Annotated in this window: 26 protein-coding genes; 9 read left to right on the top strand and 17 right to left on the bottom strand. The window is 60.7% G+C overall.

Translation table 11 applies throughout. The features are described 5' to 3' along the window. Window positions 1-192: 192 nt before the first annotated feature. Window positions 193-636, bottom strand: coding sequence for a YaiI/YqxD family protein (locus tag M5D89_RS08020; protein ID WP_248885302.1), 444 nt, complete (start codon window positions 634-636; stop codon window positions 193-195). 108 nt (window positions 637-744) lie between these two features. On the opposite strand from M5D89_RS08020, the gene M5D89_RS08025 reads away from it, so the two are divergent. From M5D89_RS08025 to M5D89_RS08060, 8 genes are all read left to right on the top strand, one after another. After that, window positions 745-1,116, top strand: a complete 372-nt coding sequence (locus M5D89_RS08025; protein WP_248885303.1) for a hypothetical protein — start codon at window positions 745-747, stop codon at window positions 1,114-1,116. 169 nt (window positions 1,117-1,285) lie between these two features. Then, window positions 1,286-1,951 carry a response regulator gene (locus M5D89_RS08030; RefSeq protein WP_248885304.1) on the top strand — a complete coding sequence of 222 codons (666 nt, stop codon included), beginning with the start codon at window positions 1,286-1,288 and terminating at the stop codon, window positions 1,949-1,951. Further along, complete coding sequence (locus tag M5D89_RS08035) at window positions 1,948-3,285, top strand: ATP-binding protein (RefSeq protein ID WP_248885305.1); 1,338 nt, start codon at window positions 1,948-1,950, stop codon at window positions 3,283-3,285. The genes M5D89_RS08030 and M5D89_RS08035 overlap by 4 nt, the downstream gene beginning before the upstream one ends. 6 nt (window positions 3,286-3,291) lie before the next feature. Then, a complete protein-coding gene (locus M5D89_RS08040; RefSeq protein ID WP_248885306.1) occupies window positions 3,292-4,611 on the top strand; it encodes a TolC family protein in 1,320 nt (439 codons plus the stop codon). After that, the gene (locus M5D89_RS08045) at window positions 4,608-5,642 is read left to right on the top strand and encodes an efflux RND transporter periplasmic adaptor subunit (RefSeq protein WP_248885307.1); all 1,035 of its coding nucleotides are present in this window, start codon (window positions 4,608-4,610) and stop codon (window positions 5,640-5,642) included. Before M5D89_RS08040 ends, M5D89_RS08045 begins: the two co-directional genes overlap by 4 nt. Next, on the top strand, window positions 5,642-8,680 hold the full coding sequence (locus M5D89_RS08050) for an efflux RND transporter permease subunit (protein ID WP_248885308.1): 3,039 nt from the start codon (window positions 5,642-5,644) through the stop codon (window positions 8,678-8,680). Before M5D89_RS08045 ends, M5D89_RS08050 begins: the two co-directional genes overlap by 1 nt. Before the next feature lie 21 nt (window positions 8,681-8,701). Next, complete coding sequence (locus M5D89_RS08055) at window positions 8,702-9,658, top strand: hypothetical protein (RefSeq protein WP_248885309.1); 957 nt, start codon at window positions 8,702-8,704, stop codon at window positions 9,656-9,658. Between the two features lie 61 nt (window positions 9,659-9,719). Beyond that, window positions 9,720-10,745 carry a glycosyltransferase family 2 protein gene (locus tag M5D89_RS08060; RefSeq protein ID WP_248885310.1) on the top strand — a complete coding sequence of 342 codons (1,026 nt, stop codon included), beginning with the start codon at window positions 9,720-9,722 and terminating at the stop codon, window positions 10,743-10,745. On the opposite strand, the gene M5D89_RS08065 is transcribed toward M5D89_RS08060, so the two are convergent. Then, on the bottom strand, window positions 10,696-12,312 hold the full coding sequence (locus tag M5D89_RS08065; RefSeq protein ID WP_248885311.1) for a glycosyltransferase family 39 protein: 1,617 nt from the start codon (window positions 12,310-12,312) through the stop codon (window positions 10,696-10,698). The genes M5D89_RS08060 and M5D89_RS08065 overlap by 50 nt on opposite strands. 382 nt (window positions 12,313-12,694) lie before the next feature. On the opposite strand from M5D89_RS08065, the gene M5D89_RS08070 reads away from it, so the two are divergent. Next, the gene (locus M5D89_RS08070; protein WP_248886453.1) at window positions 12,695-13,738 is read left to right on the top strand and encodes a DMT family transporter; all 1,044 of its coding nucleotides are present in this window, start codon (window positions 12,695-12,697) and stop codon (window positions 13,736-13,738) included. Here M5D89_RS08070 and M5D89_RS08075 read toward each other — a convergent pair. The 15 genes from M5D89_RS08075 to M5D89_RS08145 all read right to left on the bottom strand — a co-directional run bounded on the left by M5D89_RS08075 (window position 13,683) and on the right by M5D89_RS08145 (window position 24,219). Next, the gene (locus tag M5D89_RS08075) at window positions 13,683-14,078 is read right to left on the bottom strand and encodes a DUF488 domain-containing protein (RefSeq protein WP_248885312.1); all 396 of its coding nucleotides are present in this window, start codon (window positions 14,076-14,078) and stop codon (window positions 13,683-13,685) included. The two genes, M5D89_RS08070 and M5D89_RS08075, sit on opposite strands and share 56 nt — an antisense overlap. 9 nt (window positions 14,079-14,087) lie before the next feature. After that, entirely contained in the window at window positions 14,088-14,612 is a 525-nt protein-coding gene (locus tag M5D89_RS08080; protein ID WP_248885313.1) for a hemerythrin domain-containing protein, read from the bottom strand. Between the two features lie 15 nt (window positions 14,613-14,627). Continuing rightward, window positions 14,628-15,074 carry a biotin/lipoyl attachment domain-containing protein gene (locus M5D89_RS08085; protein WP_248885314.1) on the bottom strand — a complete coding sequence of 149 codons (447 nt, stop codon included), beginning with the start codon at window positions 15,072-15,074 and terminating at the stop codon, window positions 14,628-14,630. A 5-nt stretch (window positions 15,075-15,079) separates the two neighbouring features. Continuing rightward, window positions 15,080-15,526 carry a hemerythrin domain-containing protein gene (locus M5D89_RS08090; RefSeq protein ID WP_248885315.1) on the bottom strand — a complete coding sequence of 149 codons (447 nt, stop codon included), beginning with the start codon at window positions 15,524-15,526 and terminating at the stop codon, window positions 15,080-15,082. Beyond that, window positions 15,523-15,786, bottom strand: a complete 264-nt coding sequence (locus tag M5D89_RS08095) for a thioredoxin family protein (protein WP_248885316.1) — start codon at window positions 15,784-15,786, stop codon at window positions 15,523-15,525. Before M5D89_RS08095 ends, M5D89_RS08090 begins: the two co-directional genes overlap by 4 nt. Before the next feature lie 11 nt (window positions 15,787-15,797). Further along, complete coding sequence (locus M5D89_RS08100; protein ID WP_248885317.1) at window positions 15,798-16,781, bottom strand: 2Fe-2S iron-sulfur cluster-binding protein; 984 nt, start codon at window positions 16,779-16,781, stop codon at window positions 15,798-15,800. A gap of 54 nt (window positions 16,782-16,835) precedes the next feature. Next, the gene (locus M5D89_RS08105; protein WP_248885318.1) at window positions 16,836-17,300 is read right to left on the bottom strand and encodes a globin domain-containing protein; all 465 of its coding nucleotides are present in this window, start codon (window positions 17,298-17,300) and stop codon (window positions 16,836-16,838) included. A gap of 82 nt (window positions 17,301-17,382) precedes the next feature. After that, window positions 17,383-17,979 (bottom strand): uracil-DNA glycosylase family protein, encoded by a 597-nt coding sequence (locus M5D89_RS08110; protein ID WP_248885319.1) that lies wholly within the window; start codon window positions 17,977-17,979, stop codon window positions 17,383-17,385. Then, the gene (locus M5D89_RS08115; RefSeq protein WP_248885320.1) at window positions 17,960-18,880 is read right to left on the bottom strand and encodes a LysR family transcriptional regulator; all 921 of its coding nucleotides are present in this window, start codon (window positions 18,878-18,880) and stop codon (window positions 17,960-17,962) included. Before M5D89_RS08115 ends, M5D89_RS08110 begins: the two co-directional genes overlap by 20 nt. Before the next feature lie 31 nt (window positions 18,881-18,911). Continuing rightward, complete coding sequence (locus tag M5D89_RS08120; protein WP_248885321.1) at window positions 18,912-20,378, bottom strand: efflux transporter outer membrane subunit; 1,467 nt, start codon at window positions 20,376-20,378, stop codon at window positions 18,912-18,914. Window positions 20,379-20,390: 12 nt separating this feature from the next. Then, a complete protein-coding gene (locus M5D89_RS08125; protein ID WP_248885322.1) occupies window positions 20,391-20,528 on the bottom strand; it encodes a hypothetical protein in 138 nt (45 codons plus the stop codon). 22 nt (window positions 20,529-20,550) lie between these two features. Next, window positions 20,551-21,261: an ABC transporter ATP-binding protein gene (locus M5D89_RS08130; protein WP_248885323.1), complete on the bottom strand. Its 711-nt coding sequence runs from the start codon at window positions 21,259-21,261 to the stop codon at window positions 20,551-20,553. 2 nt (window positions 21,262-21,263) lie between these two features. Next, window positions 21,264-22,466: an ABC transporter permease gene (locus M5D89_RS08135; RefSeq protein WP_248885324.1), complete on the bottom strand. Its 1,203-nt coding sequence runs from the start codon at window positions 22,464-22,466 to the stop codon at window positions 21,264-21,266. Next, entirely contained in the window at window positions 22,463-23,614 is a 1,152-nt protein-coding gene (locus M5D89_RS08140) for an efflux RND transporter periplasmic adaptor subunit (protein WP_248885325.1), read from the bottom strand. The genes M5D89_RS08135 and M5D89_RS08140 overlap by 4 nt, the downstream gene beginning before the upstream one ends. Beyond that, entirely contained in the window at window positions 23,611-24,219 is a 609-nt protein-coding gene (locus M5D89_RS08145; protein WP_248885326.1) for a TetR/AcrR family transcriptional regulator, read from the bottom strand. Before M5D89_RS08145 ends, M5D89_RS08140 begins: the two co-directional genes overlap by 4 nt. Between the last annotated feature and the right edge of the window lie 27 nt (window positions 24,220-24,246).

The raw sequence follows: 24,246 nt of genomic DNA on the forward strand, positions 1-24,246 counted from the left end.
GCAGTTATAAAAACAGACCTGTTTGGCTTTTTTAAGACCAAAAGTGGCCCGTCACTATAGCAAGAGAATATGACACTATTATGACACTTTTGTGACGATTATCGGCTCGGTGTAACGCGAATCTACTTATCTATTGTTGAGCATAAGGCCCGTGACTTTGCGCATAATTAGGGGATGTTGCGATTCAAGTCATCAGGCGCGGGCCAGGAGCCGGTCCAGTGCATTCGCAAAGGCTTGGCGGTCCGCTTGACTCAGGGCAGCGGGGCCACCGGTGCGCACACCGGAGTCCCTGAGTTGCTCCATCATGTCACGAATCCGCAGGCGCTCGCGGATGGTTTCTGGAGAATAACGCTCCCCGCGCGGGCTGAGGGCGTGGCCGTTTTTTTCGAGTACGGCGGCGGCTAGCGGGATATCTGCAGTGATGACCAGATCACCTGCCACGATTTGCCGAACGATTTCCTCATCGGCTACATCAAATCCTTTTGGCACGACCATGGTGCGGATATAAGCGGAGCGGTGTGCGCGCAGGGCCTGATTGGCCACTAGGGTCAAAGGCAATTTCAGACGATCGCTGGCGCGGTATAAAATCTCTTTAATGACGTTGGGACAGGCGTCGGCATCAACCCAGATATGCATGGGACGGCTCTTGGGAGTCATTTGCGTGGCACCACCATGTCACAGTTGGGACTTCCCGACAATGGGTGGCCCCATGGCGGACATTCCTCAAAACAGACAGGAGAAGTCATGAAATTACATATTGATAGTCGCCTTCATCTGCGCCCAGCTCGGGAGTTTCACCTACGTCTATTACGTTATCTGGGGGCCGCGTTCTTGTTTTTGGGCGTTTCTCTGCTGATGGGTGTAACCGGATATCACAGCATCGCGCATTTGAGCTGGGTCAACAGTCTCTTGAACGCCAGCATGATCCTGAGTGGTATGGGTCCGGTTTCTAGCCTTCATGACACGGATGCCAAGTTGTTCGCCAGTCTTTACGCCTTATACAGTGGTGTGGTCTACTTGGCGGTTTCCGCGGTCATTCTATACCCCCTAGTAGAGCGTTTCCTGAAAGTTCTGCACTTGCAGGCTATCAATACCATGCAGGATTCGGGCGATTAATCTCCCTGAACCGAGGGACTGATGAACGCTTCGGCCTTCTGCGCTTGCGGCGCCACGGATTCGGGGACCGACATCAGAGCAGGCACCCTCATGCTTTCCTAAATCTTTGTAGGTAGGCTACGCAGAGATGGCATAGCGATTCTTGCTGGCGCAGGAAGGGAGCGGGGCGATGCGGGTGCTCTTGGTGGAAGACGATCGGATGTTGGCCGAGGCGGTGTTGACCGCCTTGCGCGATGCCGGCCATGCAGCGGACTGGGTGATGGATGGGCGTTCGGCCCGAGGGGCCCTGCAGCCCGTGGAGCACGAGGTCCTGCTGTTGGATCTGGGTTTGCCCGATGACGATGGCTTGCAGTTGCTTGCGGATCTTCGGCACAGCGGGGCATCTCTACCTGTATTGATCTTGAGTGCCCGCGACGCCCTGGATGACCGGATTGCCGGCCTCGATGCGGGGGCCGACGACTATCTGATCAAGCCCTTCTCAGCCCGGGAACTGCTCGCGCGACTGCGTGCCATACAACGTCGTCAAGGCGGGCAGGCGGGCCCGCTGCTGAGCAATGGCCTGATCACCCTGGATTTGAGTACCTATGAGGCCTGGCGGGAGGGTGAGGAGGCGCAGCGCCTGACGCCGCGGGAGTTCTCCCTACTCAGTGCCCTGTTGCAGCGCCCCGGGCGCATCCTCAGCCGGGAAGAGTTGGAGGGTCGCATCTATGCCTGGGGTGAAGAAGTGGAAAGTAACAGTATCGACTTTCTGATCCACGGGCTGCGCAAAAAGTTAGGTGCCAATGCCATCAAAAACCTCCGTGGTGCCGGCTGGCTGGTCGAGAAAGGGGCATGAGGCGCCAGAGTTTTTCTCTGCAGAGGCGGCTTCTGCTCACCCTGGTGGTTTGGGTGCTCGGGATCGGCGGGATAGCGACCGTCGTTATCTACTACCTGAGCTATCAGGATGCACGGAATTTTCAGGATGCTGACCTGGTGCAGGTGGCAGCCTGGGTGGATCCTCAAGCCTTGCCCGATCATCCTCTCAGCGCGCCGTGGTTTTTGCGGGAAAAAAAGCGCTTGCCCCGGGAAGAGGACTATGGCTCCATGGTGGTAGAGGTCATGACCCCAGGGAAGATCGCCCAACCCTTGGCCATCCCCGAAGACTGGCAGCCAGGCTTCCACCAATTCCACGATGCTGGCCAAGATTGGCGGGTCTTTGTGCGGCGCTTGGCAGATGGACGTCGACTGGCCGTAGCACAACCCTATTCTTTGGTCCGTGAGGCGGCGGGCGACGGGTTGCAGCGCACTCTCTGGCCGTTTTTGGCGTTGTTGCCTATCTTGTTGTTGGCAATCGCTTGGCAATTGCACCGGGGCTTCCTCCCCCTGCGCAGGTTGGCGAAGGAGATCCATGCCTTGCAGCCCCAGCAGGAGATGCGCCTGCCTGAGCGCGCCGTGCCCCAGGAAATACAGCCCTTTTGGGTCGCCATTCAGGAACTCCTGCAACGGGTGGAAATCTTGCTGCAGCGCGAACGGCGCTTTGTTGCCGATGCGGCGCACGAATTGCGTACGCCTCTTGCGGCATTGTCCTTGCAAGTGGAGAACGCCCGCGCCGCTCAGGATTTGGGCGTTTGCCAAGAGCGGTTGGCTCAGGTGGAATCTGGTCTTGGGCGCAGCCGGCGACTACTGGACCAGCTGCTGACCCTGGAACGGCAGGTTGCCAGCGCGGCGCAGGTGCGCTGCATCGATATGGGGGAATTGCTGCGGGAGATCCTGGCGGAGCGGGTCCCGGTGGCCGAGGCACGGGAGATGGAAATGATCCTGGAATTGACGGGGCCATTGCGCATTCTTGGCGATCTTTTGGCCTATCGGGTGTTGATCAGCAATGCCCTGGACAATGCCCTGCGCTATGCCCCCGCCGGAACTTCGGTCTGGCTGCGTTGGCGCTTGGAGAATGCATCTGTTGTCGTCGAAATCGAGGACGAAGGGCCGGGGATTCCTGCCGAGCAACGGGAGGCGGTCTTTGCGCCATTCCACCGGGGCAGCCTCCAAGGCGGCGAGGGCAGTGGTTTGGGACTGGCGATTATTGCTGCCGCTGCCCAGCGCCTGGGCGGGCAGTTGGCGCTCCGGGATGGACGCTCCGGTTCGGGTTTGCGTTTACAGTATCGTCAGCCCGCACCAGAGCTTTGTTGAGGACCTATGCGCCTGTCGATCCCCACACTATTCCTACTCCTGGCCCTCGCGGGCTGTGCCAGCTATCACCCTCTTCCCTTGGCGACCCAGGTGCCAATACCGTCGTCGACGCACCAGACCGTGGCTGCCGCTGGACAGGGTATCGACTTCCAGCAGCCACTCACGGGCACGGAAGTGGCGCAGATCGCGGTCATGCTCAACCCCAATCTGCGTGCGTTGCGCGCCGAACGCGGGGTGGCCCAGGCGCAGGTCTTTGCCGCTGGCCTCTTGCCTGATCCACAGCTCTCCCTGAGTGCCGATCTGCCGAGCAATGTCAGCCAAGGGTACTTCAATGCTTACGGCATCGGTCTCCAGTGGAACCTGGCCAGCCTGTTTACCCGCAGCACGCGTCTGGCCGCTGCCCGTGCTCAGCGGCGCTCGGTGCAATATCAGGTGGCTTGGCAAGAGTGGATGCTGGCCAACCAAGCCCGTATTCAGGCGCGGCGGTGGTACTATTTGCACCGGCAGGAGACCCTTGCGGCGGCCGCTACCCAGGTCAGCACCCAGCTGTACCGGGTGGCGCAAGAGAACTTGCAGCAGGGGGATACCACCATCAGCTCCGCCACCCTGCGCCAGATTGCCTATCTGGACAGCCAGGACCAGCAATTGGCCCTGCAGCGACAGCTGAGCAAGGCGCGTTTGCAGCTCAATCAGACCTTGGGTTTGCCGCCGGATTTTCGGGTGCAGGTGGCGGCCCCTCGGCCTCTGGGCCCAATCCCTCCGGTGTCGCAGCTCGTCGCTTTGGCCATCCAGCATCGCTTGGATTTGCGCGCCTTGCGTGCCGGTTATGCCGCCCAGGAGGCCCAGGTGCGCACCGCCATCCTCGGGCAATATCCGGCCTTCAGTATTGGCGTCAGCCATGCTGCGGATACCTCCAACATCCAGACCTTTGGGCCCAGCATCAACCTGAGCATTCCCCTCTGGAACCGCAACCGGGGTGCCATCGCCCAAGCCCGGGCTACTCGCGCCCAGCTGCACGCGGCCTACAGTGCCCGGCTGTTTCAGACCCGGGCGGAGATCAGTGCCCTGGTGCGCGATCTGCAGCGCCTGCAGGCAGAAATTACGCCCCTGGCGCAACAGGTCCCGGCCCTGCAAAAGGCGGAACAACGACTGCGGGTGGCTGCCAGCGAACATGATGTGACGCTGCTCGATTACGAAACCGTCCGTAGTCAAAGTTTGGCCAAAAGCCTGCAACTCCTGTCCTTGCAGGAGGCGCAATCCACCGAAGAGGCGGCTCTGGAAATGGCCGTGGGCATCCCTTGGCAAGAATGGAAGCAAACACCATGATCTCGTTTATCCGATCCGTGCAGTTCGCACTGCTGGCCATGGGCTTGCTGTTGGCGACAGTTGCTTGGGGTGGGGTGTCGGCCCTGGTACAGGTGACCCCGGCGCGCAACATGCACTTTGTGCAGCAGTTACGGGCCTATGGCAACGTGGAATTTGCCCCTGAGGGGGGGCGCAGCGTCAGTGTGCAGGCCGAAAGTCAGGTGCAGCACGTTTGGGTGGCTGCGGGCCAACGCGTGCGGCGGGGCGAACGTCTGCTGCAGGTGCAGCCGTCCGTTGCGGATCGGCTGCAATATCGGCAGGCGCAGATCGATGTGCACTTCGCCCAATCCGATCTGGATCGGCTGCAAACATTGCGGCAACGGCAACTCGCGACCAACGCCCAAGTACAGGCCGCGCAGCAGAGTGTATCCAAGGCCCAGGCCGTTCTGCAGGATTGGCGGTCACGCTTGGCTTCCATGGGAACTGGTGTATTGCGTGCGCCGATCGATGGCGTGGTGACTCAGGTTCCAGTAGAGGAGGGCGCGGTCATCGCTGCCGGTCAGCCGCTGTTACGCTTGAGTACGGGGAATGCCTTGCGGGTCGTCCTGGGTATAGAACCCGCGGACTTGGCGCGGGTGCAATCCGGTGACTCTGTGAAGCTACGGCCGGTCTATGGTTCGGGTCTACAGTGGACAGGCAAGATCAGCCAGATCTACGAACAGGTCGATCCGCAGAGTCGTCTGGCCCATGTGGTCGTTGCCCTACCGGCCAGTCCAGGGCTCTTGCCCGGCATGATGCTGCAGGCAGAAATCCAGTTGGGGCAAGAAGATGCCCTGGCGATTCCGGACCGTGCCGTTCTCTATGCGGGCAAGCGGGCCTACTGCTATGTGAATGTACAGGGGCGCGCGCAGAGGCGCTGGATCCAGATGGGCTCGCGCGAAGGGGATTGGATTGCCGTGCGGCAGGGGCTGCACGCCGGCGAATCTGTGGTGAGCCTGGGCAATTATGAGCTGCGTAACGGCATGGCGCTGCGGCTGCAGAGGGGCTCCTGATGGGCGACTGGCTGTTGCGGCATCGCCGCTCCGTACTGTTTTTTCTGACCCTGCTGGTCTTGGCCGGGGTCGCGGCGGCCCTCAAATTACCCGTGGCCCTGTTTCCCCAGGTGGCCTTTCCCCGCATCGAGGTGGCCGCAGATGCGGGCAATCTGCCCATCGCCCAGACCCAGCTCACCCTGACCCAGCCCCTGGAGCAGGCATTGCGGGGCGTGCCGGGGGTGGAAAAGATTCGTTCGACCACCTCCCGGGGTGCCACGGATATCTCGGTCCAGTTTGCCTGGGGCACGGCAATGAACACCGCCCTGCTGCAGGCCGAGTCGGCCATCAATCAGGTCTTGCCCAGTCTCCCTGCTGGAACTCAGTTCCGGGCACGGCGGATGGATCCTACGGTGGACCCGATTCTGGGCCTTGCCCTGACCTCCTCCAGCCTGAGTCCGGTAGCCCTGCGTCATTACGCCTACTACGACCTGCGTCCGCGGCTCCTGGCCATCTCGGGGGTGGCCCAGGTGGACGTCCAGGGTGGGGAGCAGGCGGAATATCAGGTGATTGTCGATCCCCTACGCTTGCAAAGCTATGGCCTGCATTTTCAGGATGTCTCCCGGGCCTTGGCGGATAGCAACATAATCACGGCGGTCGGGCGCATCCAGCGCCATTATCGGCTCTATCAGATTCTGAGCGAGAGCCCCCTGCGCACGGAACAGGAAATTGGCCAGACCATCCTCAAGAGTGGTCCCGATGGGGTGGTGGATCTTGCCGATGTGGCCCAGATCCGCCCGGGAGTGGTCCCCCAATGGACCACCGTGAGCGCCGATGGTAAGGCGGCGGTGCTGGTCAATATCAAGCAGCAGATAGGCGGCAATACCGTGGCCATTGATCATGCCCTGCGACGCTTGCTCCGGCAGGACGCCGCCAGTATTCCAGCGGGGGTGAAAATCAGTACCTGGTACGATCAAAGCCAGCTGATTACCGCTGCGGCTTCGAGTGTTCGCGATGCCATCCTCATCGGCGCCGTGCTTGCTGCTCTGGTGCTCTTGCTGTTCCTGCGCAATCTGCGCCTGACCCTCATTGTCGCCATTGTCTTGCCCAGCGTGCTGCTCGCCAGCGTCTTGCTCCTCTACGTCTTCCATCAGGGCTTCAACATCATGACCCTGGGGGGGATGGCGGCAGCGGTGGGTTTGGTCGTGGATGACGCGGTGGTGATGCTGGAACATATCATGCGGCGCATCAGTGAACATCCCGGCACACGGGTTCCCGTCCTGCACTCGGCGCTAGAGCTGAGCAAGCCGTTGGCGGGGTCTTCGGCGGCGACCATGATCATCTTTCTGCCGTTGGGTTTTCTCTCGGGGATTACGGGGGCCTTTTTTCAGGCCTTGGCCATTGCCATTGTCGCGGCCCTGACGGTGTCCTTTTTGGTCGCGTATCTGGCCGTGCCCCTGCTGGCCGAGGTACTGCTGCGCCAAAAAGATGCCGAACGTGCCGAGCACCAAGGGCCCTGGCTGATCTGGTTGGGCAAGCTCTATGGCCGAGTGCTGCACTATCTCTTGCCGCGACCGGCGTGGATTCTGGGCATCTTCATCGGGGTCGCCGCGTTGGGATTCTGGTCCTACACCCAAGTGGGGAGTGGGTTCATGCCGCGGATGGATGAGGGGGGCTTTGTCCTCGATTATCGTGCCCCGCCCGGGACCTCCCTGGCGGAAACCGACCGTCTGCTCGATCAGGTGCAGGATATTCTGGCCCATAACTCGAATGTCCTCAGCTATTCCCGGCGCACCGGCCTGCAACTGGGGGGCGGCATCACCGAGGCCAACACCGGGGATTTTTTCATCCGACTGAAGAGCCAGCGGCAAGATAACATCTGGCAGATCATGAGCGACCTGCGCCAGCGAATCCATGATGAGGTACCGGGTCTGCACGTGGAAACCGGGCAGTTGATGGAAGATCTGATTGGTGATCTCACGGCCGTGCCCCAACCCATTGAAGTCAAAATCTACGGAGGCAATCCCGAGACATTGGGCGCTGTGGCCCATCAAGTCGCACAGCGCATTGCCCAGGTGCCGGGCGTCACCGAAGTTTTTGACGGTATCACCATTGCGGGTGATGCGGTGGACATCCATATCGACCCCGTCCGGGCAGCCCTGGCAGGCATGAGCCCGGCCGATGTCACCCGCCAACTGCATACCCTGATGCAGGGGCAGGTGGTGACGCGCATCCCCACGGGTCAGGAAATGATCGGGGTGCGTCTGCGGGCGTCGCGCTCCTCCTGGTCGCAGATTCAAAAGCTGCGTCGCCTGCCGCTGCTGGCTCCGGATGGACATTACTTGCAGCTAGGGCAGGTCGCCGACGTCCGTCTTCAGTCGGGTCAGGCCGAACTCACGACGGAAAATCTCAAGCCGATGGTCGCGGTAACGGCGCGGATCGAAGGGCGCTCCATGGGCACGGTCATGGCTGAACTCAAATCCCGTTTGGCGCAGATGCGGCTCCCGGCGGGCGTCTACCTGCAATACGGGGGCCTGTATCAGGAGCAGCAACGCGCCATGCAGGCCTTGGCCCTGGTGCTGCTCGCGGCCATTCTCTTGGTGGCGCTCTTGCTCCTCTATCTGTATGAACGCTTCAGCGTGGTGGTCAGCATCCTGAGCACCGCCATTCTATCTTTGGGCTGCGTATTCTTTGGTCTTTGGCTCACCGGGACGGAACGCAACATCACCGCCATGATCGGGATGACCATGATCGTGGGGATCGTGACCGAGACGGCGATCTTTTTCTTTGCCGAGTTGCGGGATGTCACGCCCGTAGAACTCAGTCGCGCCGGTCAGGCGCGTTTGCGCCCAGTGCTGATGACAGCCATTATCGCCATTTTGGCCCTCTTGCCCCTGGCCCTGGGCTTGGGCGCTGGCGCAGAGATGCAGGCACCCTTGGCCATCGCTATCATCTCTGGTCTGGTCGCAGAGGTGCCTTTGGTCCTGTGGTTCATGCCCAGTCTGTATGGTTTTTTGGAAAACCTTCGTGGCCGCCGACCTGCGGCGCGTTTTTCGTAAAGTGAGAATGAGGAGAGCATCATGACTGCCGCAAATTCTGATAACCCCGTCCGACAGAAGGCCGTTGCCGCCGTACGCATCCTGTTTGGGGTGATTTGGCTGATCAATACGGCCCTGCAACTGAATCCCGCCTATCGCGCCCATTTTTTCGGGTCCCTCTCGGCCGACTCGGCGGCGGGCCAGCCCGCTTGGGTGGTTCATTATGGCCAATGGATGGCGGCCTGGGTGCAGCAGATCGGACCGCACGCCGTGGCCTGGGCCTGCGTGGTTCTTGATGCCCTCCTTGCTGTCTCTCTGATTACGGGATTGGGCCTGCCCTTCCTCGCCCTGGTTGGTGTTCTCTACAATCTCTGGCTGTGGAGCACCGTGGGAGGCTTTGGTGGACCCTACACCCAAGGAGCGACCGACCCAGGCACGGCGATCATCTATGCCCTGGTCTTTGTCTATGTGCTGACCACGCGCTCTTGGGAATATTGGTCGCTGGCGCCAGGGGTACGGCGGCCACTCTCGGCCCCGGCTATGCACATGGCGCGCATTCTGTTTGGATTGCTCTGGGCCTTTGACGCCTTCTGGAAGTGGCAACCCTATTTTCTCCATAACGCCCTGACCTATATGCAGCAGGCTTTGCCGGGAGAGCCCAGCTGGATTGCCGCCTATATATCTTTCTTCATTGTGCTGATTCAGGCCGTTGGCCCCGTGCTCTTCGGATACTTTGCGGCCATCGCCGAGAGTGTCATCGCCCTGTTTTTGCTTTTGGGCGTTGGATTGCGTTGGCTGATCCCGGTAGGTATCGCCTACAGCTTTGGGGTCTGGACCACCGCCGAGGGATGGGGCGCTCCCTATCTGGCCGGTAGCACGGCCAACAAGGGCGACGTCCTGGGCACGACCAACATTTACATTATTGCCTTTTTGTTTTTGGCCGCCTGGGTGTACTTCCCGCCGAAACGTCTACGCGATGGAGAGTCTTCTGCGCAATGACCTGCCCTAGATCCCCCTGGCTCGACAAATGTCTTCACCTTCCATTCCTGGAGCACCGTAGATGCTGATTCGATCGGCGTCTTTTCAGCGGCTGGCGCCGCGCCAGCGACGGACTGGGGTGGGTAGTCATGGTGTCCGCCCGGTGTGCAGCTTGGTCGTGCCTTTTCATAATGAGGCCGAGAGTATCCCCGCCCTGGTTGAACGCCTGCGCACGGTATTGGATCCGTTGGCCGTAACTTGGGAAATGGTTTGCGTGGATGATGGGAGCACCGACGATACGCTGTCCATGCTCCTCGCCCTGCATGAGCAAGACGCCCGCATTCGGGTTTTCGCGCTGTCGCGTAATTTTGGTAAGGAGGCAGCCCTGACCGCGGGTCTGGACAACGCCTGGGGGGCGTGTGCAATCCCCTTGGATGCAGATTTGCAAGATCCTCCCGAGCTGATTCCAGAACTCTTGGCCAAGTGGCAGGAGGGGTATGACGTGGTCAATGCCCGTCGCCTGAGTCGTAGCGGCGAGTCCTGGACGAAACGGAGCTCAAGCTATGGTTTCTATCGGCTCCTGAATCGACTCAGCCCGATGAGGATACCGGAAGACACCGGCGATTTTCGCCTGCTTTCCCGTCCGGTGCTTGATGCCTTGCGCCAGTTACCCGAGCGACGCCGCTTCATGAAGGGGTTATTCTCGTGGGTAGGTTTTCGTAGTACGGAGATCACCTATCACCGCCCCGCCCGGAGTCACGGTAAAAGCCGGTGGAGTTACTGGCGCTTGTGGAATCTGGCCTTGGACGGCATTACCTCGACAACCCAACTGCCCCTACAGATCGCGACATTGCTCGGTGTTGTGGTGTCGGTACTGGCATTTTTGTATGCCGTGTGGATGGTTATCAGCACCCTCATTTATGGTAACCCGGTAAAGGGATATCCTTCCTTGATGGTGGCCATACTTTTTTTGGGCGGCGTGCAGTTGTTGGCCTTGGGCGTCATTGGCGAATATATTGGGCGGATTCATGAAGAAACCAAAAACCGGCCCTTATATATCATTCGCCAACGTTGGCAGAAACGCCCTTTTCCGCAGGATGTGGAGTAAGCCGGAACAAGGTAATCGGCGTCTTACTGTAGATTTCGTAGCGCGTCAGTAAGGGTTGTATGGTAAATGCGTTGGATAACTGCGTGGCGATGGTTGAGTCGGCTTTTTGTGGGCAGACGAGATATACCGGGACCGTGGCATGCAGATCGACGATTTGCCGGAGATCTTTGGCGTGCAGAACCGTCATCGTACCGCGCCCAGCATAGAAGAGGAAGTCGGGCTGGTACCAATGCCAAGTCACCAAACGATAGGGCTCCGACCCTTGACGGTGCCGAATCAATGCGCCCATAGCCTGGGAAGGTTTCAAGACATTGAATTGCGGTGTCACCACCGCCACCAGGAGAACCGTCAAGGCAACGCAGCCGGTGCCCAAAACGAGGAGCGTGGCGGCCAGCGGCATTTTTCGGTACACCAAAATCAAGGCAATAATCCCGGCCAGCAGGTAGGGCAAACCCAAGATCCCCAGGCTAGGGATATGACTATCTTGGCTGGGAATGATCCATTGACCAAAAATCCCCAGCGCTATGCCGATGCTAGCGACAATGATCAGTGAAATCGTTGCCGTGCGTCGGTTCAGGCACGCATCCCGGGTCATCAGGTCGTCAAAATATAAGGCAAGGATGGTCAATAAGGGCGGGTAGGCCTCCCAGACGTAACTGGGTAATTTTGTGGCAGAGAGGCTGAAAAATGCGGTCCATACCACCGCCCAGATGACCAGAAAGATGCCCAGTGAATGATCAGTTTGGGACTTGCGTATTCTCTGAAAAAGATGCCTGAGCGCTTGCGGTAGAAAGACAGACCAAGGCAGCAGACCAACGCAGATGCTGATGAGGTAGTAAAAGAACGGCCCCTTGTGGCCCTGCATGCTGGCGTCAAAGCGGCCAATGTTCTGTTGTAAAAAGAATTCTGAATCCCACACCCAATGGGTCGTGAGACCGACGGCCAGGTACCAGGGCAGAACCAGCAGCAGGAACACCGGAACGCCAATGGCTAGGCGCCCTTGTTGTAGCAAGAAGCGTAAGTCTTGCTGGATCAATAGGAAAACGGTGATGATCAAGCCCGGCAATAAAAATCCAATCGGACCTTTGTCCAAGGTCGCCATGGCCATCGCACAGTAGAAGATCAGGAGATGAAACGATCTTTTTTTCTCCCGGATATAAGCGCTATAGAATTCCAAGAGCGCGACGCTGACCCATAAGATCAACAAAGGGTCGGGAGTCGTTCCGCGAAAAATTACGGTGCTATGCAACGCGGTCAGGGTCATGAGCGCCGTGATCAACCCCACGCGGCCATTACGGATTCGGCTCACGACAAGATACAGATAGGCTACCAGAGCAGCCCCCATCAGCGCTGAGCCAATACGCAATCCCAGGCTGTTCATGCCAAAAAAGTGCACACCCGCCCACATCAACCAATAATTCAGTATGGGTTTGTCCGGAAAAACCACACCATTCAACATGGGGGTGACCACGTCATGCCGAGCGATCATTTCTTTCAGGGCTTGGGCGTACATGGGCTCATCGATATCCCACAGACTGGTATTTCCGATATCGAAGGAAAAAAACACCGCTCCGACTGCAAACAAGATTATCGTTAGTAACCAATTAGTGCTCGGCGCCGGCCTATTTCTTCTCGCTAGACTGTCGATCATTTTGCTTCATTATCCGGTAGGTTTGGCGAAAATAATAACGGTAAGACGTCTCGCCAGATGATACGGGGTTCAGTGGATAGAATCCAGTTGGTTCAAGAGAGATCCTTGCACTTTTGAGCCATCTAATCGCTGGGCTCAGAATTCTGCGCCTGAGCACCTCGATGGAGGTGGCATCTGGCTAGGTTCTCTGCCTGCACCTGCTGATTTTGGGTGCTGAATAAATTTGGTATTCGATAGGTGAGCTATCGCTGGTACTCTATAATCTTCCCCGAGCATGGAGAATTTGCCGGTGTCCAAGATGCATCTCGCTCAACCAGGTGTTGTGGCCGCTCTGTTGGCCGCATTACTCTTTGGCGCTGGTACGCCCTTGGCAAAATTGCTGCTCACTGATCTTGATCCCTTGCTGCTGGCCGGCCTCTTGTATCTGGGCTCTGGGCTTGGCCTGACCCTGGTGCGCCGTCTTCGCCACGCTGAGCCGGTGCGGTTGGCTCCGGGGGAGTGGCCGTGGCTGGCGGGGGCGATTATGGCTGGGGGTATCGTTGCACCCGTACTGTTGTTGCTAGGTTTGCGCCATATGCCGGCGACGGGGGCGTCGTTGCTCCTCAATGCCGAAGGGATGTTCACCGCCCTGCTGGCCTGGTTCGCCTTTCGCGAAAACTTTGACCGACGCATCGCCCTGGGAATGGCGGCCATCATGCTCGGTGCGGTGATTTTGAGCTGGCCGGGGGAACTACGCTTTTCTGGTGTCTGGCCGGCCCTCGCGGTGCTGGGCGCCTGCTTGGCCTGGGGGATGGACAACAACCTGACACGTAAGGTGTCACTGTCCGACGCCAGCTGGATAGCGGCAGGCAAGGGCCTGGTGTCTGGGGTGATCAATCTGGGTTTGGCCTTTGCCCTGGGGGTTGCTCATTGGCCCAGTCTGCCAGACGTATCGGCGGCCATGCTGGTCGGTTTTGCGGCTTATGGCGTCAGTCTTGCCCTCTTTATTGTTGCTTTGCGTCACTTGGGTACCGCGCGCACGGGTGCGTATTTTTCCGTGGCACCCTTCATTGGTGCGGTATTAGCCGTGGCCCTGGGCGAACCGATCACCTGGCCGCTGCTGGTGGCCGGTGCCCTCATGGCCTTGGGCGTCTGGCTGCATCTGACCGAGCAACATGCCCATGTGCACACGCACGAGCCACTCTCCCATGAGCACTGGCATGCGCATGACGAGCATCATCAACACGAACATGACGTCCCGGTGGCCCCCGGCACTCGTCACCGTCATCCGCATAGCCATGCGCCCATCACTCACAGCCACGTTCATTTTCCCGATGTGCACCACCGCCATCGCCATTCGTGAGCGTCAGGAGATACTTCCGCAAGACCAAAGCGGCATTATGTTTGGCATCGTGGGCGGAGTAGAGCAGAACGAGGTCGCGGTTGCCAGCATCTTGCAGTAGCTCGCGAGCGGTTTTTTCCTGCTGCCGCAATTCCGCGTGGTAGCGTGCTTGAAATTCTGCCCAGAGCTCTGGGTCGTGGTGAAACCACTGACGTAGGGCGGCGGAGGGCGTGAGTTCCTTGGGCCAGGCGTCGAGTGCCAGATCCGTTTTGCGGATACCGCGTGGCCAAAGGCGTTCCGCCAATACGCGATAGCCATCGGGGAATGGATGATCATAGACACGCCAAGTGGTAATTTGCATGGCACGCTCCTACGGATGTGCGCGGCGCCGTTCGACCATCTTGGCACCAAGGACCTGGGCTGTCTCCTGATCCAGTAACTGGCTGGCGACCGAAAAGATCTGGTCGTTTTCGCGCTGGACATGCTGCCGGCTAAGATCGACAAAGTCTTGCTTGCGCAAACTGGAGTCAGAGAAATGGCCATCACGAATTTGGCAGAGCTGCTCTGCCAATAGTGCCCAACAGGCATCCAATGATGCGTGCTGCTCCCTGAGCTCCAGAATGGCGGTGCGCGTATTCTCTGGCAGATCTTTATGCGTCAACAGCCACGGAAACAGTTGCAATTCTTCGTCGGCATGATGGGGTGGCCCAGAAAGCGTGAAATAGCGATGGATCCGTGCCGCCGCCTGTTGCATTTGCGGATCAACAGCTTGTGTTTGCAGTTGCGCATCCAGCCAATCGAGTAGCCGACAGTGTTGCAGAATCCGCTCATGGCAGGCCCGCAAGAGCTCTATGGGGGTGTCAAAGCTCGGTGTGGGGTCGGCAAGCAGGTTCACGGTACGGATTTCCCTCTAATCGGAGCAGCGCATACATTGCACGTCATAGCGCTGAATCCAGGCCTGTAAAGCGGCTATGGCGTCGGGTCCAGTGTGCAAGTTGGCCAATGCCTCGCTGGGATTATCTGCCCGCAGGCGCGCGATCCCGGCGTCGCCGTAGGGATCGATATTGATCAGGTGCGGATTGTCCAGCAAGGATTCATTTCGGGCGACCACTTCGCCAGCGAAGGGGGTTGGGACACCGCCAGCCCACTTGCCACTTTCTAAGGTTGCCACATGACGACCGGCGTCGAGTTGCGTTCCTACTTTCTTGATGCGCGCCTTTTGTAGCCGGCCTGACATGGTTTGCGCGGGATCGGTGACACCAATAGTGAACAGTCCATCGTCATCGGGGCGAACCCAGACGTAATCCAGATCATAAAAGAGGTCTTCGGGAAGTTCACAGCCACGATATTCACTCATGTTTATTACTCCCCAACAGTGTCCATTCTCTGACGAATGATGTCCATCTGGCCCGGCAGTGCCGCGTCAAGATGCGGATATAGTTCATTTTCTTCTTTGGCATCATGTTGCTGGAGGATAATTTTCACCGTGCTGAGTAGATCCGAAAATTCTTCGGCATCGTGCTGCTGCAGACTCTCCTCGATTTCTGCAAAAAATACGCGCAGATCCTGATGCCCTTTTCGTAATAGGGAGGTGAGAGGGTGGTCTGCTTCCTGTGACCAGCGTTCAAAGGCAGGGAATAATAATTCTTCCTCTGTTTTCATGTGGGTGGACACAGTGCGGTCGCGAAATTGCGCAAACAGGCGTTCCGCTCCCTGCCAATCCTGATTTTTTAATGCCGTTTCCACGCTGAGTAATAGCGTATCCAGGTGTTCGTGATCGTTCTGCATGATCGCTTGAATGGACTTCATCGCCTTTCTCCCGCAACCATCTCGTCCAGCAGAGCCAAGACATTGCTTAAGGGCTGCACGCCAACGGTTTTCAGTGCACCATCGATGACAATGGCCGGTACGGTACGGATGCGCAGTCGACTCACGATCTCCCGTCCGGCCTTATCGCCTACGTCCAGAATTTCCAGTTCTGCCGGTCTTTTCTGCACAGCTTCTTGCCAAATCGTTTCTGCTTGCGGGCAAGTGGGGCACCACTTGGAAACCAGCAATTGTATTTTCATGAGAAATCCTCCTAGCCATTGGGCGCGAAGCTGTCAAAGTGGATCTGCCCGCTCGGCAGGCCGTGGGACAACAGGAGATCGATGGCGGCTTCTACCATGCTGGGGCTACCACAGAGGTACGCCTCATGCCCTTGCCAGTGGCTCATTTGCGCCACACTGGGTAAGAGTCGGCGTGCCCCGGTCCAGCTTTCATCGTCCTTGTCGGACAATGTGGGGATGAACTGAAAATTCGGGTAACGCTGAGCCCAGTTGGACAATAATTCTAGATGATAAAAATCCTGACGTTTGCGGGCGCCAAAAAACAAGGTCATGGGGCGCTGCCAGCCGGACTGAAAAGCCTGCTGCAGAACGGCCTCGATGGGTGCGAGCCCGGTACCTGCGGCAATGCACAGCAATGGCCGGTCATTGTCTTCCCGGAGATAAAAATCTCCTTGCGCTGCGCTGAGTTGCAGTATGTCGCCCAGCTGCGCCTGGTGAAAGAGCCATTCCGTGAAGAGGCCACCGGGAGCGGCACGGACGTGAAAGACAAGCTCATGATCATCCCCAGGAGGGCAGGCCAGAGAATAGGAGCGCCAGGTCTCGGCCTGGCCTGGAACGGCAATACGGGCATACTGACCGGCCCGATAGGGATATTCGCGCTCCAGTTGCAGGCGAATTTCCATGACCGACGGAGCAAGGCGGGACAAGGCATGGATCCTCCCCTGCCAATGACCCGGGGTGTCAATCTGCGCCTCGATGCGCATGTCACTGCGTGGCTGTAGCTTGCACAGGATGGCTTTGCCGGCACTGCGCTCCTGGGGGGTGAGCAGGAGGGGCATGAAGGGGAGTTGTTCATACTCGCCGGCGAGTACCGTCCCCTTACAGTCGCCACAGGAGCCATTGCCACAGCCATGATGGATGGCGACGCCCTGCTCGAGGGCGGCAGCCACCAAGTTCTGCTCGGCGCGTACACGTAAGGTACGCCCCGATGGCTCCAGGGTAATTTCATAGTCCATGGTTATCCTCCCGCTGTGCTGCCCCGACCCATCGGCAGGCCGAGGCGGAAGAGGTCAGGCCCCCACGGGCGGTACATCGTCGAGGGTCAGCGGGACATAACGACCCGCCGCCATGGCATCACAGGCCGCCTGGATGCAGACCGTCGAGGCCAGGTTGTAGGCCTCTACCCAGGACTCTGCCATTTCCGCGGTCCAGGCGGATCCCAGAAAATGCTTTAGGGTGAGCAATAGACTCTTCCCGACGATTGGATAATGCTCCGGGCGGGTGTCATATTGGATGTGCCCCACGCCCAATTCCTTCAGATAGGGCACCAACATGTCGGTGTTGTCGATGTTGGAGGCAATGAGGATCACCGAGTTGAACAGCCGTACCCGCTGCTCGGTCATGTCGCCGGGGAACATCTTGCGCACTTCGGGATAGTGCTGGAACATCGTTTCATAGAAATGGGCGGCGACCTGCACGCCCAAGTCCTGCACCGCCTTACCGCTGTTTTTGATCAAATCGATGTTGATGCTCATCTGCTACTCCTTGGCTGAAAGAGACTTCCAGAGCACGGTAGCATCAGCAGATGAGCGATTCCTTGATTTCGGTCAAGAAAACTCAGCCCAGAATCTCGGCGATCCGATTCTTCAGGGCCGGGAGGACGTCGTCGCTGAACCAGGGGTTACGGCGCAGCCAGAGGGTGTTGCGCGGACTGGGATGGGGCAGAGGGATCAGGGCGGGCCCATAGTGTCGCCAATCGCGCACCAGCGCTTGCAGGGAGCCTCGGCTCTCGGGCAAATGATAGCGGCGCGCATACTGGCCAATAACCAGGGTCAATTCTACCTGTTGCAGATGAGCGAGGAGGGGTGTGCGCCAGCGCGGTGCACACTCTGGGCGTGGCGGAAGATCGCCAGCGCGCGCCTTGCCGGGATAGCAGAATCCCATGGGTACCAAGGCAAAGAACTGGGGATCGTAAAATTGGCTGCGACTGACCCCGAGCCAATCACGCAGGCGATCACCGCTGGGATCGTCAAAGGGTAAGCCACTGGCCTGGGCGCGCCGCCCCGGCGCCTGGGCGGCGATGAGGATTCGGGCGCGAGGGTGGATCTGCAGGACCGGGCGTGGTTCCTGGGGCAGATGCTCTGCACAGAGCCGGCAGTGCTGCAGTTCTGCCAGCAAGGGTTCCAGATCGGTTTCAGGTCCCTTGGGACACATGGGCTTCCAGTCCAATCTGTTGTAGAAAGGCGTTCAGGGTATGGGAGCGGTAGGGGGCTTCGGGAACGGCGAGGTGGAGGGTCCAATGAATGCCTTGAGGAGCCGGGAGGCGTCGGGTGCAGAGCGCCCAATCGGGGCGATAGCGCAGCGCGGTGCTGGTAATGAAGCCGATGCCCAGACCAGCTGCCACCGCATTCCCCATGGCCTCGACGCCATTGACTTCGATGCGGATGGGCACGTCCAGGCCCTGGCGGGTGAACTCCTGCAGTACTCGCGCGCGCACGCCTGAATGGTCTTCCCGCCAGACCATGGGAAAGGCCAGCAGGTCTGCCAGGCCAATGGTCTCCCGGTTGGCCAAGGCATGATCCTGGGGAAAGATGGTGAGAATCTCATCTTGCAGCCACGGGTGCCGCTGATAATAGCGGGGTAGGGGGATGTCCTCGCTCCCCTCCTCGATGAAGAGCAGGTCCCAATCCCCCAGCGCATATTGGGTCCAGTCACTGATGCCGCCTTTCAGGATGATTTCGATATCGGGATAGCGACGACGAAACTCGACCAGGTGGGAGGGTAAAAAATAATTGGCGATGGTGTTGGTGGCGGCAATCTTCAGCACCCCCTCCTGCAGGTGCGAGCGCCGGTACAACCGATCGGACACCTCGTTCTTGAGTTCCTGCAAACGCCGCGCGGGGGCTAGATACGCCTCACCCGCAGCGGTCAGGCGCACACCGCGACCATGGGGCAGATAGAGCACCTCACCGACGATGTCGTTCAGCCGCTGCAAGCGCTCGCTGATGGCGGGCTGGCTGCGATGCAGGCGTTTGGCAGCTGCGCTGACGCTGCCGGTTTCGGCGACGGCCCAAAAGGTTTCCAGGAGTTCCAGGGAGGGGGTAGAGAGCGGCATGGCGGACATCTTATCAGATGCCTGGGGCTTGTCAGGTGCCCATGGCCTGGTAGAGGGCGACGGTATCGCTGAGGCGTTGCGCTTGGGCTGCCAGCAATCCGAGTCGTGTTTGCTGTGCCTGTTGCTGGGCGACGAGGACTTGCAGATAGCTGGCTGCGCCCAGTTGATATTGCCGCTCGACCGAATGCAGCGAACCCTGGGCAGCCCGATCCGCAACGGCCAGGGCGGCCAGGGTCTGGGCGTCGTTATCCATCGCGCGCAGGCTGTCGGCGACGTTGCGCAGGGCCTCCAGCACGACGTTTTGGTAGTTTGCGGCGGCAGCGTCGAAAGCAGCTAGGGCGGCACGCTTTTCCGCCGCCAGCCCGGGACGGAACAGCGGTTGGGTGAGCTGTCCGAGCAGGCTCCAAACTGCGGAGCCTGGCCCGAAGAGGGCAGCGCTGCTGAGGGCCTGACTGCTCAGATTCGCGCTGAGGTTGATCTGGGGATAGAACTTGGCCACGGCCACGCCGTAGTCGGCATTGGCCGCATGCAACAAGGCTTCCGACGCCTGGATGTCCGGACGGTGGCGCACCAGCTCGGAGGGCACGACCAGCGGAAGCGCCTTGGGCAGGGTGAAATCCGTCAGGGTGAAGGCGGGAATGCCGCCCGCACCCGGCGCGCGGCCAGCCAGCGCGGCAAGCAGATGCTCGCTCTGCTGCATCTGCTGGCGCAGGGTGGGCAGGCTGGCGCGCGTCTGCTCGGCCTGGGTGGTCAGGGACAGCACTTCGTCCGGTGAGGCCTGGCCGAGATGCACGCGGCCCTGGGCGAGTTCAATCTGTTCTTCCTGCGCCCGCAGTATGGCGCTGGTGGCCTTGATCTGCGCAGCCAGCCGGGCGCGCGTAATGGCGGTGCCGGCGATGTTGCCTGCCAGACTCAAGCGCGCGGCTTCCAGTTCAAAGCGCTGATAGTCGGCCTTAGCGGCAAGGGCCTCCAGAGCCCGACGGTTGCCGCCGGCAAGGTCAAGATTGTAGCGGACGCCAACACCGGCATTCAGCAAGTTGAAGGTGCGTGCCCCCGTGCTTTGCCCGAGGGCAATGGGATTGAAGCGTTGACGTTCGGCACTCAGCCCGGCGTCCACTTGTGGATACAGTGTCGATCCAGACTGAGCGGCATACAGCTCCTGCGCTTGGCGCAAGGTGGCGCGGGCGGCGGCGAGGGAGGGGCTGCCCTGCAGCGCCTCGTCGATGAAGTGGTCGAGGGCGGGGGATTGAAAGCTGCGCCACCACTGGGCATCAACTACCATGCCAGGGTCGAGGCGCTGGGCCGATCCCAGGTTGGTGGCCGCAGAAGCCGTCTGATGCGGAAGCGGAGCAGCGGTGTAGGCGGCAACCTTGGGGGGTGCCGGACGCTGGAAATCTGGCCCGGCGGCGCAACCAGCGAGCCCCATGGCGAGGGCCAACAGGACGACGGTTCGCAAAGGCCGTGGCCGGGGGTTCTGCTTCAAATCTTTACTTTCCATGATGGTGTTCCTTCAGGCGTGGGGGTCGCCCGCTTGCGGTGCGGCGGCGTGGAATTCGACGTAAAACCGCACCGGCCCGGGCGGGATGCTCGCTTCGGTGAACTCGGGGGTGCGCCGGTAGGGGCGCACATCGGCAGGCAGCTGTTTCATCGCGGGATCTCCTCGGTGTCCATCAATCGAAGTCGCGGCCTTCGCCCGCTTCTTCGTGGGTCACGCCGTCGCGGATGTGATAGATGCGCTTGAAGGTGGGGATGATTTTTTCGTCGTGGGTGACGACGATGATCGCGGTCTGGTACTTCTTCGCCATGTCGTTGAGGATGCGGATCACCGCCATCGCGCGCTGCGAGTCGAGCGGCGCGGTGGGTTCGTCGGCGAGGATCACCGGCGGGTGGTTGACCAGACCGCGGGCGATGGCCACGCGCTGCTGCTCGCCGCCCGACAACTGCGAGGGCATGGCGCGCGCGCGGTGCTGGACGTCCAGCGCGGTGAGCAGTTCGAGCGCGCGCTGGCGGGCCTCGGCATTCGGCCGCCCCGCGAGCATGGGCAGCAGCGCGACGTTGTCGGTCACGTCGAGAAACGGAATCAGGTACGGCGCCTGGAACACGAAGCCGATCTTGTCGCGGCGCAGGGCGCGCAGGTCGCGCACCTTCCAGTCCGCGTCGTAGATCACCTCGTCGCCCAGGGTCATGCGCCCGGCGGTCGGGTCGATCACCGCGCCCAGGCACTTGAGCAAGGTGCTCTTGCCCGAGCCGGAGGGGCCGATCAGTCCGACTACCTCGCCGGGCTCGACGTGCATGTCCACGCCCTTGAGGGCGTCGACGGCGGTATCGCCGCTGCCGTAGCGTTTTTTCAATCCTTCGATGCGTATGCCTTTGCCCGCCATGATCAACCTCCGATGGCTTCGGCCGGATCGACCTTGAGCGCCATGCGTATGGCGATGACGCTGGCCGCGGCGCAGATGCCCATGACAGCGAAGAAGCCTGCGACCGAGTCTTGCGGCATCAACAGCACGTACTTGGGAAAGACCGGCGCGGCGAAGGTCGCGGTGATCTTGCCGACGGCAAAGCCGATCAGGCCCAGCGCCAGCGCCTGCTGCATGATCATGGACGCGATGGTGCGGTTGCGCGTGCCGATGAGCTTGAGCACGGCGATCTCACGGATCTTGTCCATGGTCAGGGAGTAGATGATGAAGGCGACGATGGAGGCGCTGACCACGGCCAGAATGACCAGGAACATGCCGATCTGCTTCGATGACGTGGCGATCAGCTTGGCGATCAGGATGTTCTCCATCTGCGCGCGGGTGTAGACGGTCAGGCGCTTCCAGCGCCGGATCGGCTCCGCCACCTCGTCCTGGGTGTAGCCGGGGGCGACGCGCACCAGAATGGCGTTGACGTAGTTGTTGGTCGTCTGCGAGGCGATGATGGCGTCGAGCAGACCCGGCACGCCGGGGCGGTTGAGCGTGGGGCTGGCCTCGGTGCGGCGGCGCTGCATCAGGATGGCGTCGTTGTTCTTGAGGAACTGCGCTTCCTGCGCGTCCTTCAGGGGGATGAACACCATCGGGTCGCCGCTGGACGACACCATGCGCCGCGTCAACCCGACCACGGTGTACTGGTTGCGGCGAATCTTGATCACGTCGCCGAGTTTGAAGCCGGTGGCGATGTCGGCCACCGCCTCGTAGTGGCCGCGGGTGATCTGACGGCCGGCGACCAGATACGGCGGCCAGCCCGGAACACCCGGCTCGCCCGCCATGATGCCGACCACCATGGCCCGCACATCGTGATCGCCTTGGCCGACCTGCATGGTCAGGTAGGTGATGTTGGCCGCCGCCGCCACGCCGGGCATGGCGCGGATGCCGCGCCACAGGTCGTCGTACACGCTGGACGACTCGGCGTAAGGCCCCAGGGTGTCTTTCTGCACCACCCAGAGATCGGCGCCACTGTTGTTCAGCACGGCCTCTCCGTCGGCCACCATGCCGCGGTACACCCCGGCCATGGTCAGGGTCACGCCGATGAGCAGGCCCAGTCCAATGCCGGTGAAGACGAACTTGCCCCAGGCATGCAGGATGTCGCGCCCGGCCAGGCTGATCATGGCGAGACTCCGGGAATGCGCTCGACGATGTGGATGGCGCTGCCGCGGTGCAGGGTTTTTTCGCTGTACACGACGACGCGGTCGCCGTCCTTGAGCCCCTGGCGCACCTGCACCCAGCCGTTGAGGTCGGAGCGCCCCAGCGTCACCGGCGTGAAGGCGAGCTTGTTGCCGTCGAGCGTCCAGACACCGCGCTGGCCGTTCACCTCATGGATCGCCGCATTGGGAATGACCGGGGCGGCGGACAGTTCGGGCAGTTGCACCGTGACCTCGGCCAGTTCCCTCAGGGGCGGCAGCGGCGCCGGGATGCGGTCGAACACGATCCTGGCCACGGTCTCCTCGGTCACTGCGTCGGCCAGCGGATCGACCCGCAACACCCGACCTTGCAGCGGCTGGCCCTGGCGCGAGCGCAGCACGATCTGCACCGGCAGCCCGGCGGCCAGGCCGGTAGCGGTGATCTGGTCGAAGCGGGTGTCGATCCACAGGCTGTGCGGGTCGATCAGTTGCACCACGGCCTGACCCGCAACCACAGTAGTGCCGGGGTCGGCATCGCGCGCCGCCACCAGTCCGCCCACCGGCGCGACCAGCCGCAGATTGGCCCGCTGTGCCTGCAGACCTTGCAGATCGGCGCGCTGGCGCGCCAAGTCCTCGCGCGCCGCGGCCAGCGTGGCTTCGGCCACCGCCTGATCCTGCCGCTTGGTGGCCACGGTTTCCTCGCTGGTGCTGCGCAGAGCCATGAGTTGTTCGTAGCGCTGCGCCTGGGTCTGCGCGTAGGCGCGTTTGGCTTCGGCCTGACGCACGCTTGCCGTACCGGCCTGGATGGCGGCCTGCTGCGCGGCAATGCGCTGGTCGAGGTCCACCGGGTCCATCTCGCCGATGACCTGCCCGGCCTTCACCGTGTCGCCCACATGCACGTCGAGCCGCTTGAGCCGACCTGCCGCTGTGGGCCCGATCTGAAAGGTGTAGCGCGCCTGCACCGTGCCGATGCCGAACAGCGAAGGCGCCAGCGCGCGCTTTTGCACCTCGGCCACGGTGACCGCCACTGGCGCCAGCGGCCCCGAGCGCAGCGCCACATAAGCAAGCAGCAAGGCCAGCGGCACGATGACCGCAACCAGCGCCAGGGTGCGGCGCTGCATGGCAGGAAATTTCATGGTTTTCTCCCGATGCCGCGCCGATACAGGGCAAACACCCCCAGCGCCTGTTGCTGCATGAACTTGACGTCACCCGCCAGCAAGGACTGCATTACCAAGCCCTGGATACTGCCGATGAAAGACACCGTCGCCGCCTCTATATCTAGCCCTGCGGCCAGTTCCCCTTGTGCCTTGCCCGCCTCGAGCAGTTGGCGCAGCCGCTCGCCATAGCGGCGGAGTAGGGTCTGGGCCATCTTCTTGGGCAGGGAGTCGTTCTGGTTCTGCAATTCGCCAAACAACATCCGCGGCACCCCAGGGTGCTCGCTGACGAAATGGATATGGGTCATGAAGGTAGCCTCCAGTGCCGCCAGGGGGGAGGGGGCTGCAGCCGCCGCCTGATCCACGCGTGCCAGCAGGTGTTCCGCCACCCACTCCATTACGGCCTCCAGGATCGATTCCTTGCTCGGGAAGTGTTTGAACAGAGCACCTTGGGTCACACCCATGTGCTTGGCGATGGCCGCCGTGGTGATTTCCTTGGGATTCTGTGTCGCAGCGAGCTCGACGACGGCCTGAACTGTCTCGGCCCGGCGCTCGTCCGCCGGTAGGTGCTTGGGGTGCATAGGCATAGTGACCCGATTAAGTGAGTATCCGAT

This window comes from Acidithiobacillus acidisediminis, from assembly GCF_023277115.1.
Lineage (GTDB): Bacteria > Pseudomonadota > Gammaproteobacteria > Acidithiobacillales > Acidithiobacillaceae > Igneacidithiobacillus > Igneacidithiobacillus acidisediminis.